This is a genomic window from Methanobrevibacter ruminantium M1 (assembly GCF_000024185.1).
In the GTDB taxonomy this organism is placed as follows: domain Archaea; phylum Methanobacteriota; class Methanobacteria; order Methanobacteriales; family Methanobacteriaceae; genus Methanobrevibacter; species Methanobrevibacter ruminantium.
This window is the reverse complement of record NC_013790.1, coordinates 473158-495580: the sequence shown is the minus strand read 5'-3', so window position 1 is coordinate 495580 and position 22423 is coordinate 473158. Positions and strand designations below refer to the sequence as shown.

14 protein-coding genes are annotated in these 22423 nt (G+C 32.6%); 2 read left to right on the top strand and 12 right to left on the bottom strand.

Annotated elements, in window-relative coordinates:
* Positions 1-2 precede the first annotated feature (2 nt).
* The 4 genes from MRU_RS01755 to MRU_RS01740 are packed head-to-tail and all read right to left on the bottom strand — an operon-like array spanning position 3 to position 2353.
* Positions 3-539: a molybdopterin dinucleotide binding domain-containing protein gene (locus MRU_RS01755; protein ID WP_012955150.1), complete on the bottom strand. Its 537-nt coding sequence runs from the start codon at positions 537-539 to the stop codon at positions 3-5.
* A 10-nt stretch (positions 540-549) separates the two neighbouring features.
* The gene (locus tag MRU_RS01750; protein WP_012955149.1) at positions 550-780 is read right to left on the bottom strand and encodes a 4Fe-4S binding protein; all 231 of its coding nucleotides are present in this window, start codon (positions 778-780) and stop codon (positions 550-552) included.
* Positions 781-798: 18 nt separating this feature from the next.
* Positions 799-1902, bottom strand: coding sequence for a tungsten-dependent formylmethanofuran dehydrogenase subunit FwdF (fwdF, locus tag MRU_RS01745; RefSeq protein ID WP_012955148.1), 1104 nt, complete (start codon positions 1900-1902; stop codon positions 799-801).
* Between the two features lies 1 nt (position 1903).
* Positions 1904-2353, bottom strand: a complete 450-nt coding sequence (locus MRU_RS01740) for a helix-turn-helix domain-containing protein (RefSeq protein ID WP_012955147.1) — start codon at positions 2351-2353, stop codon at positions 1904-1906.
* An 830-nt stretch (positions 2354-3183) separates the two neighbouring features.
* On the opposite strand from MRU_RS01740, the gene MRU_RS01735 reads away from it, so the two are divergent.
* Positions 3184-10113, top strand: coding sequence for a right-handed parallel beta-helix repeat-containing protein (locus tag MRU_RS01735; RefSeq protein ID WP_012955146.1), 6930 nt, complete (start codon positions 3184-3186; stop codon positions 10111-10113).
* 608 nt (positions 10114-10721) lie between these two features.
* Here MRU_RS01735 and moaA read toward each other — a convergent pair.
* The 6 genes from moaA to MRU_RS01705 form a co-directional block, all read right to left on the bottom strand.
* A complete protein-coding gene (gene moaA / locus MRU_RS01730; protein WP_012955145.1) occupies positions 10722-11657 on the bottom strand; it encodes a GTP 3',8-cyclase MoaA in 936 nt (311 codons plus the stop codon).
* 102 nt (positions 11658-11759) lie between these two features.
* Positions 11760-11945 carry a hypothetical protein gene (locus tag MRU_RS01725; RefSeq protein ID WP_012955144.1) on the bottom strand — a complete coding sequence of 62 codons (186 nt, stop codon included), beginning with the start codon at positions 11943-11945 and terminating at the stop codon, positions 11760-11762.
* Positions 11946-12164: 219 nt separating this feature from the next.
* Positions 12165-12872 (bottom strand): molybdopterin-guanine dinucleotide biosynthesis protein B, encoded by a 708-nt coding sequence (gene mobB, locus MRU_RS01720; RefSeq protein WP_012955143.1) that lies wholly within the window; start codon positions 12870-12872, stop codon positions 12165-12167.
* A gap of 538 nt (positions 12873-13410) precedes the next feature.
* Positions 13411-14619 (bottom strand): Coenzyme F420 hydrogenase/dehydrogenase, beta subunit C-terminal domain, encoded by a 1209-nt coding sequence (locus MRU_RS01715; protein ID WP_012955142.1) that lies wholly within the window; start codon positions 14617-14619, stop codon positions 13411-13413.
* A gap of 23 nt (positions 14620-14642) precedes the next feature.
* Positions 14643-16694, bottom strand: coding sequence for a formate dehydrogenase subunit alpha (fdhF, locus tag MRU_RS01710; RefSeq protein WP_012955141.1), 2052 nt, complete (start codon positions 16692-16694; stop codon positions 14643-14645).
* Between the two features lie 820 nt (positions 16695-17514).
* Entirely contained in the window at positions 17515-18336 is an 822-nt protein-coding gene (locus MRU_RS01705) for a formate/nitrite transporter family protein (protein ID WP_012955140.1), read from the bottom strand.
* Positions 18337-19241: 905 nt separating this feature from the next.
* Here MRU_RS01705 and MRU_RS01700 point away from each other — a divergent pair.
* Entirely contained in the window at positions 19242-20864 is a 1623-nt protein-coding gene (locus MRU_RS01700; protein ID WP_012955139.1) for an Ig-like domain-containing protein, read from the top strand.
* 399 nt (positions 20865-21263) lie between these two features.
* On the opposite strand, the gene MRU_RS01695 is transcribed toward MRU_RS01700, so the two are convergent.
* Both MRU_RS01695 and MRU_RS01690 read right to left on the bottom strand, forming a co-directional pair.
* Positions 21264-21581, bottom strand: a complete 318-nt coding sequence (locus MRU_RS01695) for a DUF2149 domain-containing protein (protein WP_012955138.1) — start codon at positions 21579-21581, stop codon at positions 21264-21266.
* Between the two features lie 97 nt (positions 21582-21678).
* Positions 21679-22320, bottom strand: coding sequence for a MotA/TolQ/ExbB proton channel family protein (locus MRU_RS01690; RefSeq protein WP_012955137.1), 642 nt, complete (start codon positions 22318-22320; stop codon positions 21679-21681).
* Between the last annotated feature and the right edge of the window lie 103 nt (positions 22321-22423).

Sequence of the window (22423 nt, the reverse complement as noted above, 5' to 3'; positions counted from 1 at the left end):
CGTCAGTTATAAACTGGTCTTTCACCTAAGGATTCCATGTTTTCAATAACGTCGTCATCTTCTTCGTCAACATATTTTTTGTATGCCCATCTCATTAAGTCTGCCATGAGTAGAACTTTTCTGTCGGTTTTTTCTACAGTAGCGTGAATACCTTTGTAGGTAGGGTCTGAACAGCAGTAGGTTTCGTGGCTTACGATAGTGTTAGCCCATGGACCTTTACATACAAAAATGGTACCTTCGTGAGGAGCATCTCTTGATTTTGCTGCGTTTAAGACAACTTCACCATAGTCAGTCTTTACAAGTACGGTGTCCCAGTTTTTAACACCTAATTTTACCATGTCACGAGGATCCATATAACAGGTACCGGAAGCGTTCTTATATTCTTCCTTTAAGGTGGAACCTCTTTTCTTACAAGCTCCTTGATATATGTCAGAACCGGTGTTTAACATACATTTGAGTACTTTGGTAGTACCTTCTTGAGCTACGTTTTCTAAATCTCCAACTACTGGTCTTTCTAAATAAGTATTTGCGTAATGCATGTTATCACTCCTATTCTAACCATATAGCTTCAGTTGGACAGAACATTTGGCAAGTACCACATTTATCACATTTGTCCACACTGAATAATTTAATAAATCCGTTTTCAACCATCATAATAGTTTCGGTTGTTTTGGAACCGTGTCCTCCAGCGTTTTCCGGACTGATGGAAGCGTTTACAGGACATGCGATAACACATACTCCACAACCTAAACATTTATCTTGATCTACTTTAAGTTCCATAAATAATCACCAATCAAATTAATTTTTTAAAGCTTCGAATGCTGCAATCCAAGATTTAGAACTTGTTGGGGTGTAGTCAACATCAGTTCTAGTTACTGTTAATGCTTCGTTAGGACATACTTTTGCACAAGCACCACAGTGGATACAGTAATCTTCTTCTTTAACTAAGTGAGTTCCTCTGTCTCCAGGACCAGTTGATTTAGGGAAGGACAAGACATTACATGGACATACGTCAATACATGCTCCACAGGTACCACATTTTTCTTCGTCGATTTCGAGAGTACCTTTGAATGCTTGTTTTACAGTAGCTGCATCAGCAGGACAGACTCCTTCACACCATCCACATTTAATACAGGTTTCAGAATCAATGATAGCGTTACCTGTAATTGCTGCTTTAGCAGGGTCAAGATCGTATTCGCCGTAGGAACAGGATCTACATACTGCTTTGATAGCGTCAACAGGACATGCTTTCTTACATACGAGACAGTATACACATTTTTCCTTGTCAATGACAATGCTTTCTTCGCCGGTTGCCTTGTCCACTACGATAGCTTCAGCAGGACATAATTCAGCACAAGCGCCACAGTAGATACATTCTTCTTCATCCACTTCGATTTCACCGGTTACAAGGTCTGCACGGTTAGGTAATTTTCTGTCGATAGTAATTGACTCCCTAGGACATGCAGCTTCACATTTCTTACAGAATAAACATTTGTCTTCATCAATTTCAGCTGAAGTGACAAGATGTGGGTAAGCTTCATTTTCTTTAATGGATACGCCATCAATAGCAAGTTCTAATGCACCTGCTGGACATACTCCACTACATAAACCACAGAGAACACATTTATCTTCGCAAATATCTAATTTTGCTTTGATTTCGTTATCATTAGTGAAAAGAGCATAGTTTTGAGCAATCTTTTCATGACCACTGAAATAAGTGTCTACATATTTACGTTCGATAGGAGCTACTTCATCAAGAGAGATAGCTTCTACAGGACAGGTTGCTTCACAGAGTCCGCAACCGACACAGACGTGATCTTTGAAAGACAATACTCTTTCTTCGCCTAATGATCTTTTAATGCAGAAGTTTTTGCCTTCTGTTTCTTTAATATTTTTGACCATTTTATACCTCCAAAATCTTTATTGAATTTGTCGGGCAATCTTCAACACACATAAGACAGCCACAACAATAACGAGGGTTTATCTTTGCTTTTAATGAGTCTAAGCTAATAGACTTCACTTCACACAAATCTACACACAATCCACAACCAATACATCCGTCATCTATCTGCGGGTCATAATGATTCATATTAAAAATGCTAATAAGTTGACGAATTTCGTTATAATCTCCAAACAAAACTCTTGCAATTAATATAAAATCCTTAGGATTCAGCTCTAAAATAACTTTAGCAAGCTCGATTGAATCGGCAGAAATGTTTCGGCCGTTCAAGTAGTGAGAAATAGTTGATCTGTCCACACCAATTTCAGATGAAATCTCCTTTTGGGACAGCCCTCTTTTTCTAAGCTCGACACTTTCTAAATATTTTAGTCCTGATACGATATGTTTTGGCATAAATTCACCATGTGTACATTATTATATTTATTATGTATACATATAAAAGGTACATATTTAGACTAAAGTAAAAAGACTTATATAGGAGTGTGTGGTATATACACTTTTCGAAAATAATTTATCTTTCTTAATAATAGTTTAATTTATTATTTATAAATAAAATAATTATTATATCTGTTAATACAATTATATTATCATCATTATTTTCATATTATCATTCATAATTATAATTTTTATTTTTAAACTATTTTAAAAGAAATAAAAAATCTAAAAAATTGGTGAAAAATCAATGAATTATATCTCCAATATGTAAGCAATTTTATATCGAATTTTTTAAAAATTTCAAATTATTTAGGCCAATCTAAAAAATGTGTAGTAAATACACACAATTATGGTGTAGTAAGTACACATACCTATTTTGATGATGATTTTCTAATAAAAAAACATGCAAAATTCATGAAAAATATTAAAAAAATTTTTATAAATTTATAAAGAGACTCTTGAAAAAATTAAAAAATTTTATAAAATTATAAAGAGAATCTTGAAAAAATTTTAAATTAAAATGGGAAAATTATCTAATTGAAAACCATAGAAAAAATATTAAAGGAAATAGAAAAACATTAAAAAAAAAAAATTCATTGAAAAATACTAAATGAATTAAAATACTAATTAAGTAAAATTCTATAAGTAAAATACTAAATGAATTAAAATACTAATTAAGTAAAATTCTATAAGTAAAATACTAAATGAAGTTAATAAATCAAAATCAATATATAATTTATGGTATAAATTTATAACTAATTAAAAATTATTTCTAGGTGACGAGGAGAATGAAAATCCAAAGAGGTATATATATAATATTAACTTTACTTGTTCTCTTTAGCCTTTCTGCTGCAAGCGCAGCAGACGATCTTACAGATGATATTATTAGTGCTGATGAGAATGAAGAACTTATTTTAGATGAAACAGTCATTGATGACGTTTCAAATGCAAATGACAACTATGATGAAGAACTTATTAAAGCAAATGATGAAAAATTTGTATATGCTGGAAATGATTCAGATGAATTAAGGGAGGATCCAGGGACATATTCCGGGCTATCTAGCGAGATTGGCGCTGGAGGAAATATTGTATTGACACACGATTACTATACTTATGATAGTGGCGATACAATCATAATATCAATTAGCAATAGTGTTATTGATGGTAATGGTGCGATTATAGATATGGCCGGATCAACTATTCGAGCATTTAAAGTAACTGCTTCCGGTGTAACAATTAAAAACCTAACCATTAAAAACGCCAATGTAACTACAGATGATCTAGGCAATACAGATGATGAGGGCGCTGCGATTGACTTTGAAAAGTCCGGTACCATTGAATATTGTAATTTTATTAATAACTCTGCAAACGCTGCCGGTGCAGTATACTTTTATAAAGATAACAGCAAAGCAATAAATTGTAATTTCAGCTATAACCAAGCGGTATACTCTGGTGGTGCAGTTTGCTTTGAGGAAAGTGGTACTATAGAAAATTGTACTTTTGTCAATAACACTGCTGTTTATGATATTTTAGGAGGAGGCGGTGCTGTTTGCTTTAATGGTACAGGTAATGCGATAAATTGTAACTTTACCAATAACACCGCTCAAGGGTATTTTTCATGGGCTGGTGCAATTTGCTTTAATACAAATGGTAATGCGATAAATTGTACTTTCACTAATAATAAGGCTCATGACTCTGGAGGTGCAATTGAGATTTATGGCAATGGTAAATTGGAAAATTGCAGTTTTGATAAGAATTCTGCCAACGATGGTGGTGCAGTCAAGATTTATGGAGCTACTAAGATATCAAATTGTAATTTTACTGAAAACAAAGCAGCAGAACTTTCAGGTGATGGCGGCGCTATCTATTGGAATGCCAGCGCTGGCAAATTAGAAAATTGCAGTTTTGCTAAAAACTCAGCTTTTCACGGAGGTGCAGTTTCCTTTGAGGAAGATGGCGAAGTAACAAATTGTAATTTTACTGATAACCTAGCAGGAGACAGCGGTGCAATTTGGTTTACAGCGGATGGTACTGTAGAAAATTCCACTTTTATTAAGAATGAAGCATGGGATGAGTATGGCGGCGGAATTGTCTTTTATACCTCCGGGGATGTAAGAAATTGTAATTTCACTGATAATGAGGCTGATAAGCAAGGTGGTGCAGTTTACTTTAATGGAGCAGGTACTGTAGAAAATTCTAATTTCACCAATAATAAAGCACAGGATGGCGGTGCAATCTTCTTTTCAGAGGACAGTACTGTAAAAAACTGTATTTTTGTTAAGAATTGCGCTACTGATATACGTTCTGATAGGTATTTTGAGAGGTGCAAATATGTATTTTATAAGAATGGTGAAGTAACAAATTCCAGCTTTACTGAAAACAATGCTACTGAAGGTGGCGCAATTTTATTTAAGGGCAATGGTAAAGCAACAGATTGTAATTTTACCAATAACTCTGCTAAATTTGGTGGTGCTATTGACTTTGAGAGCCATGCCACTGTAGAAAATTCTAGCTTTAACGGTAACAAAGCATCCTCTAACGGCAGTGCCATCTGGATGAATCGTGCGGGAGGCATTGTTTCCAGCAGTGTTTTTGTGAATAACCGCGCTAATACCGGTACCATATTTTTCAGAAATGATAATTCCACTTCCCATTTGACAATCAATGATAATATTTTCCTGAATAATAATGGTGTTGCAATCTATTTTGATAAAAATGATTCTGATTCCAATACAGATTACAACTGGTTTGGAAACAATGCAACAAATTATGATATAGCACCAGTAGCTAATAATGCTGAAATAAATACTTGGCTTTTCCTGAATACAACTGTAAATCCGGATATGATTTCTATTTTAGATTCATTAGACATCGCGTTTAAATTATATGCTTACACTCCTTCTGAAGTATCAGAATATGACAACATCCGTTTGAAAGCTGTCGACTTGACATTAACTCCAACAAATGGAATATTCAATACTACCAAGACGGAGCTTGGAAAAACTGTTCAGTACATTCCAGAGAGTGATGGAATCGGAACACTAACAGCATCAATAGAAAATGCCTCCTACACTACAACATTAAAAATCACAGATGGAACAACATTCTTTGACTTAGATTATATCATAAACGCCAATAATAATAACACTATTGTTTTGGATAGAGATTACACTTATAACTCAACATTCGACTATAATTTTACAGATGGAATAGTCATTGATCGTCCTGTGACAATTATCGGAAATGGACATACAATAAATGCTGCTGAAATGGTCAGAATATTCCATATTCAAGCAGACAATGTAAAAATCAAAAACATTACATTCACAAATGCCATCTCAAACGGATACGGTGGCGCTATCTACTGGCAAGGAGCCAATGCTAATCTTTCCAGTTGTCTTTTTGAAAATAATAGTGCTGTAATGGCTGGTGCTGTAGCGTTCTATGGAAGCACTGGCAGTATTGTTTCTGATTGCAGTTTCATGAATAATTCCGCCAATAATGGTGGTGCAATCATGTGGCAAGTCAGTGATGACAGCGTTGTTTCTGATTGCAGTTTCATGAATAATTCTGCCATACAGGGCGGTGCTATCTATTGGAGCAGTAATGATGGTGTTGTTTCTGATTGCAGTTTTGTGAATAATTCCGCTGTGCGTAATGGTGGAGCAATATATTGGGAAAAAAATAATGGTAATGTTTCCGGCTGTATTTTTGTGAATAACAGTGCTGATAACGGTGCCATCTATTTCAATAATCAAAACTTTGGTCAAAATTTAACAATCAATCATAATATTTTCCTGAACAATGATGCCGTTGCAATCTATTTTGTGAGAAATGATTCCGCTTCCAATGCAGATTACAACTGGTTTGGAAATAATGCAACTAATTGCGATATAGCGCCAACAAGCAATAATATGGAAATGAATACTTGGCTGTTCTTGAATGCTACATCAGAACCGGAAGGAATTTCTATTCTTGATTCATGCGACATTATATTTAAATTATATGCTTATGCTCCTTCTGGAGTATCAGAATATGATAGCAGCCGTTTGAAAGAGATTAACTTAACAGTGACTCCAACTAACGGAAGGATCAATACTACCCAAGCCAAACTGGGAGAAAAGGTTCACTACACTCCAGAGAGTGCCGAATGCATGCTAACAGCATCAATAGAAAATGCCTTCTACACTACAAGATTAAAAATCTCAGATGGAACAACATTCCGTGACTTGAACAATCTCATAAACCGCAACGATAATGACACTATTATTTTGGATAATGATTTCATCTATAACTCACTTTTTGACAGTAAATTTAAAAATGGAATAAATATTAATCGACCTTTGACAATTGTTGGAAATAATTATACCATAGATGCTACCGGAATGGCAAGAATATTCCGTATTCAAGCAGATGATGTAGAAATCAATAACATTACATTCGCTAATGCTAAAATAGACGGCAATGGTGGTGCTATCTATTGGTATTCCGGCGCTAGAGGTATTGTTTCTGATTGCAGTTTTGTAAATAATTCAGCTAAGATGTATGGAGCTGCTATCTATTGGAATGGTGCTAATGGTAATGTTTCTGATTGCAGTTTTGTGAATAGCACTGTTACTGATGAACATGGTGGTGCTATCTATTGGCACGGTGCCAATGGAGTTGTTTCTGATTGCAGTTTTGTGAACAATTCTGCTAAGAAATATGGTGGTGCTATCTTTTGGAACGCTGCCAATGGAGTTGTTTCTGATTGTATCTTTGTGAACAATTCTGCTAAGAGCTATGATGGTGGTGCTATAGTATGGAATGAAGGTTTGAACGGTGCTATTTCTGATTGCAGTTTTGTGAATAATTCCGCCAATGATGGTGGTGCCATCTTATGGAATGAAGCTGCTGGCGGTACTGTTTCTAATTGTAGTTTTGTAAATAATTCAGCTAATAAGAGTGGTGCTGCTATCTATTGGGATTCCGGTGCTAGGGGTGTTGTTTCTGATTGCAGTTTTGTAAATAATTCAGCTAATAGGAGTGGCGCTCTATACTGGTTTGCTAATGATGGTGTTGTTTCTGCTTCTATTTTTGTGAATAACAGTGGCGATAATGGTGTTTTATACTTCAATAATACAAATAAGCGAAATTTATCAATCAATGACAATATTTTCCTGAATAATGATGTCGTTGCAATATATTTTGTTAATAGTGATTCCACTTCCAATGCAGATTACAACTGGTTCGGAAATAATGCAAGCAATTTTGATACTGAACCATTAACTACTAACGTGGAAATTAGTACTTGGCTCTTCTTGAATGCTACAGCAGATCCAAATCCAGTTGAAATTTTAAATTCATCAGATATCTCATTTAAGCTATATTCATATAACGCTACAGGAATATCTGATTATGACAATAGCCAGTTACAGCCTGTTAATTTAACATTGACTGCAACTAAGGGTGATGTCGATAGCATTGCTAAATTAGGGGAAACTGTCATATACAATCCAACTAGTTTAGGAACTGGAAGCGTAACTGCAAAAGTTGAAAACGTCGCATATTCTATTGAAATAAACAATATAAAATCAAATCCAAACCTATCAGTTGAATCCGATGAACTTACATACGGCAACAACATAGCAATTGCTCTTAATTATGAGTCTGCTGCTACCGGCAAAGTCAATATAACATTAAAAGGCAAAAAATCAGATTATACATTTGCAGATTTGGATTTAAATGAAACAATTTCACTTGGAATTCTTGCTGCTGATGAATATGAGGTCATTGTTGAATATTCCAGAGATGAGATTTATACCAATGCAAGCGCAAGGGGAACTTTAAAGGTCAATAAAGCCAATTCAACATTGACAGTCAGTGATATTGAATTTGATTATAAGGATATGGGATCTGGTGAAATATCATTCACTAACGCAACTGGTGTTGAGGCCAAAGTAATAAATCATGATGAAGCCATTGTTTTCGTTAGAGGAAATACTATAACTGTATTAAATTTAAGTGCAGACAGCTATATATTGGAAGTAACAACTATTACTGATGAAAATCACAATGAGGTAAGCAAGAATGCAACAATAACAGTTAGAAAAGTCAATTCTACCATTAATGTTAATGATATTGTCCTTTATTATGGCGAATCCATCAACCTTGCTGTAACAACTGATGGTGCTATTGGAATATCTGCTGATATCGATGGCGAGAACGTTGAGCTTAATGAAAACATCGTTACAATTCCAGATGATTTGGAATCTGGAAATCACACATTGACCATAACAACAGTTCCTAATGACAACCATAAGGAAGCAAGCAAAACCGTTAATATTGTTGATTGCAGGATTGGCAATATCACTGTTGTTGTTGATGGCGTTGAATATTCTATTCCTGCTGTAAATGGCACTGCCATTACAACCAATATGCCGGAGGAGATTGAAAAGCTTAAAGAAAATATTACTGATTTAACTGGTCAATTGGAAGAAGCACAAACAAACGCAACTAACCTGGCTAACAATCTAACAATTGCTAATCAAATAGTTGATAAATTAATCGCCCAATTGGAAGAAGCACAAGCCAATGCTACTCAAACAATCAATGATTTAACTCATCAATTGAATGAAGCCCAAACCAATGCAACTAAAATAGCTAACGACCAAACAAATGCTAATCAAATAGTAGACAATCTAACTGGCCAATTAAATGATGCCCAAACCAATGCAACTAAAATAGCTAACGACCTAGAAAATGCTAATCAAATAGTTGATGATTTAACTCGCCAATTAGAAGAAGCACAAGCCAATAATGATCAAACCATCAATGATTTAACTCATCAATTGGAAGAAGCTAAAGTTAATGCAACTAAAATAGCTAACGACCTAGAAAATGCCAATCAAACAGTTGACAATCTAACAACCCAATTGGAAGAAGCTAAAGTTAATGCAACTAAAATAGCTAACGACCTAGAAAATGCTAATCAAATAGTTGACAATTTAACTGACCAATTAGAAGAAGCCTTGGCTAATGCTACTAAAATCGAAACTGTTGTTGTCGATGGTAAAGAATACCCTATAGAATATGTGAACGGCACTGCAACAGTAACTACCAATTCTACAGGTCCTCAAAACATAACTCATGAGAGAAAAGCCACCCAAATCATTTATAAGGATATGGAAACAACTGCTATCGACACTAAAGTTGATGGACGTATCGGCAAATACTTCAATGTCATTCTCAAGGACAGTGAGGGTAATATTTTAGCGAATAAACCTATTCAAATTGGATTCAATGGTAAGGTCTATAATAGGACAACTGATGAAAATGGATCTGCTAAATTACAAATCAACCTCATCAAAGCAGACATTTACACATTTGCTATATGCTACCTCGGCGATGATGATTATAACGGTTCTTTCGTTGTATCAAAAATCACCGTAAAAGCGCAAAAAGGCACTCTAACCGTTCCAAACAAATCTTACAAAGCAACTACAAAAACCAAAACTTTAAGTGCAACATTCAAGGCAGCAAGTGGTAAAGTACTTGCCAATAAGAAAGTTTCATTCGTTGTGAATGGAAAAACTTATTCTGCTAAGACCAACGCCAAAGGTGTTGCTACTGTAAACGTCAGTTTGAATAAGAAAGGAACATATAGCTTCGTTGCCAAATTCGCTGGAGACAATACATACGCTGCAGTAAGCAAAAAAGCAAAATTAACAATAAAATAAATTTTAAAAAAAAAAAGAATAGCTTTTCACTATTCTTTTTATTTTTATTTTTTTTAGATGACTATTTTTTGATTTTTTAAAATCCTATCCAATTTTTTCCAAAATTAATTCTACCGAAAAATTTAATTTCTATTTCTTTAAAAAAATTCAATCAGATTTTTTCCAAAATTAATTCTACCGAAAAATTTAATTTCTATTTCTTTAAAAAAATTCAATCAGATTTTTTCCAAAATTAATTCTACCGAAAAATTTAATTTCTATTTTTTTTAAAAAATTCAATCAGATTTTTTCCCAATTATTTTTACCGAAAATTTAAAATACTTTTTGAAAAACTTTTAGAGAACTAATAAGAATACGTATTTTAAAGAAAAAGAATAATTTTTTTTGAAAAAGGATTGGCCATTAAAAACTATTTGTTTGGAATTAAGAAAAGGCCAATAAATAGTGTAAATAATAGTAAAAGAAGAAGAAAAAGTCCTTGAAAATTTTTCAATTTTCTAGAACCCGTAATTAAAAAGAGTTTAAATAAACTCTTTTTCTTTTTTAATTGAAAAATAGCGAAAATTATAATTAATTAAATAGGATTATGCTTTTTTTTAAGAAATTAACTAATTTTCTTCCTTATAAAAAGGTTCCCTATTATGAATTCCCTTTAAGAATATGTCAATGAGCTCCTCATCAGAGGCTCCTTCTCTAATAAATTCAATAAGATTTACAAGATTATCATTTCTAAGAAGGCAAGGCTTGATCTTTCCCTCGGGAGTAATTCTAAGTCTTGTACAGTTCTTGCAGAAATTGGTATTGTCAACAGGGTGAACAACCTCTATCTCTCCGCCGTCAATGAAATATTTTTTCCTATCCTGCATAAACTCCCTAACCTTTATCTCATCTGCAATTTCAGCAAGATGCTTTTCAAATTCAGCTAAAGGATAGTGATACTTGGAATTGAAGTCATTGTCATCACAGCTTTCAGACTCAATTATTTCAATAAGCTGAAGGATAACACCATGTTTCTTGGTGAATTCAAACATGTCCATAATCTCATCATTGTTGATATTGTTCATAACTACCATGTTTATCTTAACTGGATACATACCAACTGCACAAGATTCAATGATTCCTTTCTTTACTCTCTCTAAAACGTTTTTCCCCACAATCATTTTATAGGTTTCTTCATCAAGTGTGTCTAAACTGACATTGATTCTGTCTAATCCTGCATCCTTTAGAGGACCTGCTAATTTGTCTAAAAATATTCCATTGCTTGTGATTGAAATGTCACGAAAGTCAAGTGAGTTGACCTTCTCTACAATTTCAACTATGTCAGGGCGAACAAGTGGTTCGCCTCCAGATAGGCGTATCTTTTCAACACCTAATTTCTTTGCAATTCTGCAGATCTCGTATATTTCATCAGGAGTCATTTCAGAAGATGAGTCCAGCATGCCATCGTGGTGGCAGTATATGCAATTGACATTGCAACGATTGGTTATAGAAATCCTAAGTGAAATAATTGGCCTTTCATAATCGTCTCTAACTTTATCCTTCATCCATAAACCCCATAATAAAACTTAAAAAAATAAAAAATTAATTCATAAAAATAAAAAAAAAAATTAAAATTAAAATTAAAAATAATTTAAATCATAAAATAACTATTCATTCTTTATTGTTATTTCAACATCCTTAACTTCATCTACACCATATTCAGAAGTTTTAATAGCTTTCAATAATCCAAGAATGGTTTCTTTAATAATATCATCTGTAAATTTGTTTAATTCAATATCATTGCCATTGATTGCTAAAGTCACATTGTTTTCAAAATCATCATTACAAGCCATATAATCACCTAAATACTAAAATTAAAAAATTAATTGAATAATAAATTATTAATTGAAAAATTAATTGAATAATGAATTATTATTGAATAATGAATATTAATTGAATAAAATTATTATTGAATAATAATTATTAATTGAAAAATTAATTGATAAATATATTATTACTATCTTAATATATAATTCTATCTTTAAAAAAGTTTTTTAAATTTAAATCTTGATTTAATCCTTTTTGTTTTTTATTGTTAGGTCAATATTCTCAAAGTCTTCCACACCATATTCCTTGATTTTAAGTGGATTCAATATGCCCAATACAGTTTGCTTAATATAATTGCTTACAAACTTATTTAGCCCTATATTGATTCCATCGATGGCTAAATTAACTTCCGCTTGAGTATCGGGATTATAATCCAGTTTTCCTTGTGCAAATGCCTGACCTATTATACTTGCATCATTATAGCCACAGTCACTAACGAATAATGTATCTAGGATGTCATAGGACCTTTCTTCTATAAGGTCTACAAGATCTAGAAGCTCTTCATCTGTTATTTCAAATGAATTTACTGTTTTGATTGTGTATTCGTCTTCCACCTCTTTGCAGGTTGCTATCTTTGCATAAGGATAGCTCTTGAATCCCTCTATAACCACAAAATCAGGATTTTCAATAAGCTTTATTAAGAATAGAATACGTTCCAAGTCAAGTCTTTCATTGATATTGAAATAGGTGCGGCCTCCAATTCCCACAACAAAATCAGAGCCTGACTCCATTTGCTTGTAGGTGTCTGTACCCTCATGATCCATTTCCATTTGGTGATGAGAATGCTTTATGCTTGCTACCTTAAATTCCCTATTGGTCAATTCCTTGATTATCTTGCTTGTAAGTGAAGTCTTTCCTGTATTTTTTAAGCCTACAATTGAAATAATTCTCATTTTTACACCATAAACTAGTTATATAAATTATATCTCTCTAAATTTATAAAAATCAATATAAATCTCTCTTAATTAAAAATATAAAATCAATAATCCCTCTTAATTAAAAATATAAATCAATAATCTCTTTTAATTTAAAAAAATCATTTTTAAATTTAATTCATTCAAATAAACCCCTGGAATAAATAATCGTAGATAAAATTATCTACAATGAAGAAATTTAAGAAAAAGAGCAGGGAGAAATTATAAATAAATTAAATTTAAAAACAAAATGAAATGAATCAAATTAAAAAAATAAATAAAGAGAATATAAATTTTAATTAAATAATCTAAAAATAGCATTCATTATAGAAATGAGTGAATAAGAGGTGACTATTTTTAAAATTATTAATTAAAAAATAAAAAAATGAATAAAAATAGAAAATTGTAAAACGAATATAATAAGATATCTTAGGCAATTCCTTATTTTTAAGAAAATACTTATTACAAAGTTTTACAATAACTAAAATTTATTCTAATATCTTTTTAACCAACGAATTTAGTATTGTCTGTATGATTTAGGACCAAATTCAGTGAATGGTAATGGTTCTTCGTTGTCTACACCACTGTAGTAACCGAAGATGTCTCTGACCTTTTGGTTTACAGTAGCCCATACTTTGGATACTGGAATTTCACAAGGACATACTTCAGAACATTGACCACAGTTAGTACATGCGTCAACCATGTGTACCATACGGGTTAAGTGGAAGAATGGAGCTGCAGGAGTGTATCCGCCAGGTACCCATTCAGGACCTTCAGCTTCAAGACAGCAGTCGTCACAGAAACAGAGAGGACATGCTTCACGGCAACCGTAACATTTCATACATTTGGAGAATTCTTCTTTGTATTCTGCAAATACTTCTAAAATGTCACCGGAGGTTCCAGCAAAGTCTTTTTCTCTTTGTGCCATTGCTTGTTTAACCATGATTCCGTCGATGTTAGCACGGATTGTTACACCTTTTTCGATTGGTTCTTGGGTTTCAATTAAACCAGCTTCAATAACTTTATCTAAGATGTCTGCACCTTTTTCAGAGCAAACTTCTACAAAGGTTGCTTTTCCTGCTAATTCACCGATAACTCCCCAGTTACCTAAAGCTAAATCAGCGTTGGTTGGGATGTTCATGGTACATCTTTGACAGTTTTCTCTTCTACCCATACCTTCTTCTTCGAGTTCATCAATAGAAATTGCTTTTTCGCCTTCAGCGGTTTCCATAATGAGTTTTCCTTTGGAAATTTCTTCTTTGATGACATCTGCAGGGTCTAATTCATATACGTCACGAATCATTTTCATAGTTGGTACAGGAGGCATGGTTCCTCCACAGTTTACACCAATCATGATTACGTTTTCTTCGATTACTTTTCTCTTTCTCATTAACTCTTTTAAGGTCATTGCGTCACATGGTTTTGTGGTAACTGCAATTTTCATATCTCTTGCACCGTCTAAGTATTTGGATACGAATTTTGCTAAGTTTAATGTACCGCAGTGAAGGGATCCTGCAGATTTGATTACATCTTCAGGGTCGGTTATGAGAATAGGTTTTGCGTCGTAAAGGTCAGCTGCTTCTTCTACAGCAACAACAGCGTCGACAATACCTTCTTCGAGTAAGTATTTCATGATGGTAGTTACTACACCACCATATTCTCCTTTTTCTTTAATTGCTTCATTACCAGAGTATGCATAAAACATATCATTTACATTTACAGCCATATTATCTACTCCTTATTCCTCACTTATAATTTTTCTACTTGAATAGCACAAGCTTTTAATTCAACCATCTTACATTTAGGGTCGAAAGAATCGGAGTTAGTTAACATGTTAGCTGCACATTCGGTAAAGTGCATAGGAATGTTTACGATACCTTTCTTAATGTCGTCGGTTACACGAGCAGGAATTTCGATTTCTCCTCTTCTGGAGTAAGCTTTTACTATTTCGTTGTTAAGAATTCCTCTTTCTGCTGCGTCTTCAGTGTTGATTTCGATGAATCCGGTAGGTACTTCCTTATCTAAGGTTTCACATCTTCTGGTCATTGCAGCGTGATAGTGGAACAAGATACGGGTAGTAGTTAATAATAATGGGTATTCATCATCTACAACTTCGACAGGACCTCTGTGTTCTAATGCTTGGAATACACCTAAACCGTCTGGGTGTGCGAATTTGTCTTTGTGCATTAATGGTTCACAAGGATCTTCTGGGTCAAGGCATGGCCAGTGGACACCTTCAGGTTTGAGTAATCTTTCGTGAGTAATTCCGTAGTAGGAAGGAGCGAGTTCTCTGATTTCTTCCCAAATTTCAGCAGCGTTTTCGTAGTGGAATAATTCTCTTGGTCTGCCCATTCTAACAGCAATTTCTTCCATGATCTTCCAGTCAAGCATGGTTCCTTCAGGTGGTTCTTGAGCTTTACGTAACCATTGAACTCTTCTTTCACCGGAAGTGAAGGTACCTTCTTGTTCACCCCAACCTGCAGCAGGTAATACTACGTCTGCTTCAGCAGCGGTGTCGGTCATGAATAATTCTTGAACGATTAACATTTCTAAGTTTGCAATTGCTTCTTTGGTGTGTTTAATATCTGCATCGGAGAGAACAGGGTCTTCACCGTGGATGTATAATACTTTTAAGTCACCAGAGTGAGCAGCGTTCATCATTTCGACTAAGGTTAAACCAGGAGTGGTTGGTAATTCGATTTGATAAGCGTCTGAGAATTTTTTGGTAATTTCAGGGTTTGCAACTTTTTGGTATCCGACATAGTCAGAAGGTAATGCACCCATATCACAAGCACCTTGTACGTTGTTTTGTCCTCTTAATGGGTTTACTCCTCCACCAATCTTACCTACGTTACCGGTTAACATAGCTAAGTTAGCGGTGGACATTACGTTATCTGCACCGTGAGAGTGTTCGGTAATACCTAAAGAGTATACAATAGCTGCGTTTTCAGCTTGAGCATATTCTAAAGCTACACGTTCAATTTGTTCAGGGTCAGCTTCGGTAATTTCAGCTACTTTGTCAAGGTCGTATTTCATAGCTACTTCTTTCATTTCTTCGTAGCCTTTGGTTCTGTTTTTAATGAACTCATCATCTTGTAAACCATTTTCAATGATGATTTTGATCATACCGTTCATTAAAGCTACGTCAGTACCGGTCTTGAATTGCATGTATTCGTGAGCTAATTTTGCAGTAGGAGTGAATCTTGGGTCAGCTACTACTAATTTTGCACCGTTTTTAATAGCTCTGATGATTTTACGTCCGAATAATGGGTGTGCTTCCATGTTGTTGGAACCGATACAGAAAATGAAGTCAGCTTCTTCAATACTGTCATAACCGTTGGTGGATGCACCTGAACCGAAGGTGGTAGCGAGACCAGCTACAGTAGGACCGTGACAGATACGTGCACAGTGGTCTACGTTTTGGGTTCCACAACCAGCTCTTGCTAACTTTTGGGTTATGTAAATGTTTTCGTTAGGAGATCTAGCACATGCGTAGAATCCTAATTTGTTAGGATCAGTGTCAGCATATTTTTTAAGAGTGCTAGCTACTAAATCTAAAGCTTCATCCCAGGAAGCTTCTCTGAATTCACCGTTTTCTTTGATTAACGGAGTAGTTAATCTGTCTGGGTGGTTAATGAATTGGTATCCAAAGTTACCTTTTGGACATACTTTACCTTCATTAACTGGGTGTCTTTTCCAAGGTTCTACACCAATAATTTTGCCATCTTTGACCACAAAGTTAATACCACAGCCGGTACCACAGTAAGGACAAATAGATGGTACATATTTTATCTCAACCATTTTATAATCTCCATTTTTTAATCAAGGTTTTTATTTTTTGATTTAAGTTCTATTGACAAAATCAATTATTGCGTAAACGATGAAAACTTTTATTAATAAATTAATTTAATTGTTAAATTAACTCTTAAATTTCATTAAATTTATTGTTAAAAGTTTCAAAATTATTTTTACTAAATATTTCAAAACGTATTGTGAATTGTGTCGAGTATTGTGAATTGTGTCTAATGAAATTCAATAAAAGATAATTGACAATATTTTTTATTTATTATTTATATATAAATAACAATCATGAAAATTGCAAAAAAATCAATTGCAATAGTATGATAATGATATAATTTAAATCGCTGAAATAATCCGATTTAAATTAATTGTGATTTCTTATATATAATAGAATATTATAATAATTATTTATTATAATCATGAATTGTGAAATTGTAATGATATTTGATAATAAAGTGATCAGTCTGATAAAACTCAATTAGACATTCTGAAAAAACTCCAATTGATTTCACTTTATTATAAATATTATAAATATAATTATTGAATTGTTAAGATCACTTATTGATATGAGAATATTTATTAGGTTTCAAGATAAATATTCTCCAATAAGCATTTTGCAATCAAGGATTAAAGATTCGAGATCTAAATCCCGATTGCCATTTATTCATACTTAAAAAAGCACAAATAAAAAATATTTTTTATTTATATTTTTAATTTTTGGTTTTAAAAAATTATGATTTAAGAGAAAATCTCTTAAATATAATTTTTATATAGTCTATATTTATTTTAGTCTAATTAAAGCCAAATATTTATAAACTATTTAGTCGCGTAAGTATACGAACCAGTAAGCACATGCTACGAATACAGCAGCACCAACGATGTTACCTAAGGTTACAGGAATTAAGTTGTTGATGAAGAATTGTGCCCAGGTTACTTCAGCACCTAAGAAGATACCTAATGGGATGAAGAACATGTTTGCGACACTGTGCTCAAATCCAATACATACAAACGCCATGATTGGGAACCAAATTCCGAAGAATTTACCTACTACATCGTCAGCAGCGTTAGCTAAGTATACAGCTAAACATACTAACCAGTTACAACCGATACCTCTAAGGAAACATTGTACCCAAGTTAAAGAAGCAGTTGATTTACCAGCTGCCATGAAGGTAGCTCCACCTAATGCTTTAGTGTTAGCAATGGTAATTGCACCGCCAGCGAATGCTTCAGGTACCATAATACCAGTTAAGTAAGCAAGTACGTAAGCAACGAAGAGACCACCGATTAAGTTGAATACCCAACTACCTACCCAGTTTTTGAGTAAGCCCATGATATCAGTTTTACCGTCTAAAAGACCCATAGTCATAAACATTACGTCACCAGTGAATAATTCAGATCCACAGATAACAACCATAATTAAACCTACAGGGAACACTGCCCCGAATAATAATTTAGAAATACCTACTGGAACTCCACCAGCAATAGCACCAGTATTTGCTACTTCTGCAAGTAAACCTCCGAATGCAATGTATGCACCTGCTAAGAAACCTAAAATAGCAAGTTTTATGATAGGCATTTCACCTTTTGCGGTAGCTGCAGATGCAACTGCTTTTGCAGTATCTGCAGGACTTTTAAAACTCATTATATCTCAACTTCTTTATTTTAATTATCCCATATAATTATCAATACTCTCAACACATATTCAATATGTGCACATAAAGAGAGCATTAATTATAATTATTTATCATTCATATAAAAAGACTTTGCTATTAAAATCAAAAGAAAAGACTTATATATGAAGAGTGTAAAATTTTTCTAACGAAAAAATAGTTCATAACGATTAAATACCAATAAATAATGAACAAATATCTATTTTAAAGGATAAAATTATTTTTTTAGAAGATGCTTTTTAAACCATATGAAATAATAATTATATCGAATATTATAAAACCAATAGGATAATAGGAATAAAGAAAATGAAACGCTTAAATATGATAAAAATGATAATAAATTAATATATATGATTATTCATTTCGCAAAAAAGAAAGATTTTTTTAAAAAAAATAAGATATGCAAGAATATTTTATAAAATTGAAAAAAATTAAAAAAAAATTTGTTAGATAATTGTTAAACTAACTTAAAAGCTAAAAATAAGTAAAAATTAAACGACATGAAACACTATATAAAAAACGATATATTAATTAGGTTAAACTAAACATTTGCAGATTTTATAAAAATAACAAATAGAACTAATATTTATCATGATTAATAATGATAAATTAAAAAATAAAACCAAGTTAAAACATAAGGATATATGTAAAAAATAGAAATAATTGAACATTAATGTACAAAAAATCTACAATTAATATTATATATTTTAAGAAATTAAATAATATTTAATAGGTTTTAATAAATGAATATAAAAAAATTAAATAATATTTAATAGGTTTTAAAAAATGAATATTAAATATTATTACATAAAACTATTATTATAATAAAATTTATACTCTAAATTTATACCCTATAGAATTTAATAGGAGGAAAATTATGAACAATAAAAAGATTATAATGTCTTTTCTATTGGTCCTATTGATTGCAATATCTGTCTCTGCAGTTTCAGCAGCAGACATTATAGCAGACAATCAAGATTCAATTTCATCCAATGACAATTCAATCAATGAAATTGCTACAGAAGACATTAGCAAAGACATTAATGACAAATCTCTTTCAGATGGAGTCAGCACCGGCGGAAACAATTGGATTGTAAAACCATCAACAGATGGAAAAAGCGATGCAAATTCCATTCAAAAGGCAATAAACCTCGATAATACAAAGCCTGGAGACAGTCTCCTTTTAACTGATAAGAACTTCACCTTAGAAAAGTCAGTTAGCTTGAATAAAGACCTTACAATCAATGGGGGAAATATATACAATCAGAACAATTTAACTGATCTATTTATAATAGATCCTAAATCTGAAGGAGGTCCAAAGAATATAACAATTACCAATGTTACATTTTATGTAAATGGAAATGAAAACATTGTGCTTGCAAATGGAGAGAATTACGGCACAACTTATATTGATCTTGCCAATATAAAAATAAGCAACTGTACAATCTTGCCTATAAATCCAGACAGCAATATCAATGATACAGTGCTTCTTAATATAAAATCCGATAGGACAGTAGGCCAAACAGGTCAAAGTACAGGATTCGTATTGGTTTCAGGCAACAAGCTAAACGGCATAAACACCCTTAAGAATAACGATTACGTATTAAAAGACGACTTTGTTATTCAAAAGGCGGACCCTATCTTAAATACCGCCCTAATATGCCCTAACATGACTATTACAACCTATGATAAAAACACTAATGACACTCCAAGCTATTATGAAGTGAAATTGATAGATCAAAATGTCAATCCTGTAATCAACAGGACAATTCAGATAGGATTCAATGGCAAAATCTATGATAGGACAAGCGATGAAAATGGAATAGCAAAGGTAAAATTAACCTTAGCTTACACTTCAGTTTACACATTTGCAGTTTACTTCCTAGGTGATGAAAGCTATGCAAGTGCATTTGACGTTTCAACTGTGACAATCATTAAGAAAAATGCCACAATCACTCCAAAGACAGTTAGCTATAACGTAAATGCAAAAACAAAAACTTTAACTGCTACCTTAAAAGACAAAAACAATAAGGCTTTAGCCAATAAGAAGGTCACTTTCACTGTAAATGGAAAAACATACACTGCAACAACAAACTCAAAAGGTGTTGCAAGCGCTAAGATAAGCCTAAGCAAGAAAGGCACATACACTTTCACTGCCCAAGTTTTGCAGGGGACAATATCTATAATTCAGTTTCCAAAAAAGGGAAAGCTTACCTTAAATCCGCTTTCAACAAACTTGACTGTCAAGAAGTACACATTCAAAAAAGCAGCCACTAAGAAAATACAAGTCACTCTCAAATCCGGCAAGACTGTGCTTAAGTCCAAAAAGCTTACCATAAAAGTTAATGGAAAAACATACTCCGGAAAAACAAACACAAAAGGAATCGCTACAATTACCATAAAATTAACTAAAAAAGGAACCTACACTTACACAGCTAATTTTGCAGGAGACAATACTTATAAGGCTATTAGCAAATCTCAAAAAGTGGTTATAAAATAAAATTGTTAAGTAAATAGAGAATTGATTTGATTATTGGTTCTTTTATTTACTTTGATTCTTTTTTTTAACTTTTTTTTAACTTTTTTTAAAAAATTACTTTAAACTTTTTTTAAAAAAACTTACTTTAAACTTTTTAAAGCAATGTTTTAAACTTTTAGCAATTTTAAAAAAAAAAACTTTTTTTCTCTTTTCAAACACACCAATATATCCCAAATAATACTTTTTTTAGCAATTATATTATAATTATTTTATAATATAAATCAAATAACAAAATATTAAAAAAGAACCATATAAAAATAAGAACTAAAAATAAAATAAGATAAAAAAAGAACTAAAAATAAAAATAAGATAATAAAAGAACTAAAATAAAAAAATAGTGAAAAAAGTTTTAAATTTACGTCAACCCTGAACCATGACTAATTTACCAGTATCAGGATCTTTATAAACTTTTCCCACCTCAGAATAACCAGACTGCTCTAAAGAGGCACCTGCATTGGCACTACTATTAAAGTCCTGACCTGTGCTCACTTGAGAAGTGGCCTGTTGTGCTTGAGACTCCTGAGTCTTAGCCATCATATCAGGATTTACCTGAAGAGCCATAATGGCAAAAATCAAAAACCCTAAAGCAAGCACAAGCATTGCATCTGAAAGATTTGAAATCCCAGACATAGGATCCTCATCGCCATCATCACTAAAACGTTTTCTTTTTCTTAACATTTAATCACCTTAAATGTGTATCAAATAATTAAAATAAACCATTTTATGCTATAAAAATTAATCCAATCATCCAAATTAATTAATATAATATAAGGAATTAAAACTGATTCAATTTTTCTAAAATAGCCTCTGCAATTGTCTCAGTTGTAGTCAAATCACTTTCATACCATTGCTTTCTATATTTAGAAACAATATAACCTAATGCACCAATAGTCAAACCAGTGACAGTTGTATCAAAAGCAATTGTCAAGGATTGGGCAAGAGTGGTAATATCCCCAGTACCTAAAGCAGAAAGTCCAGGACCTAATGGTATTAAAGTACCAAGAAGACCAAATATAGGGCCTAATCTTACTAAAATATCTGTTTTAGTTGTTAATTTAAGCAGATTGCTTTCTTCCTCTTCAATAAGTTTACTTGCAAAAGCCTTTCTTGCCTCTGGACCTAAATTATAATTATCAGTTATCTTTACAAGAATTTCTTTTTGCTCTTTATACAAAGCGCTGGCATCTATAACAGCCTTTAAGTCTTCAGGACTATCGGAGCTTGAAATGTCTTGCAATAACTTTTCCAATCCTGCAGATTTCAATGGCTTTTTTGTAAACCATTCATTTAAAAATCCGCCAAAGCTTAAAATTGCATAGATTAAGAATATAACTAAAACAATTACAACAGGTGCCAGCAAGCTTTCAGAAACAATATGGATAAACGAAGTCAATATTTCCGTACCTTGAAGTATCATTTTCACACCTATAAAAATTATAATAAATTGATAAATAAATATTAAAAATTCTAATTAAATTCGCCAATATAACTAAAGTAACAATAATAACAATTAGCAATTA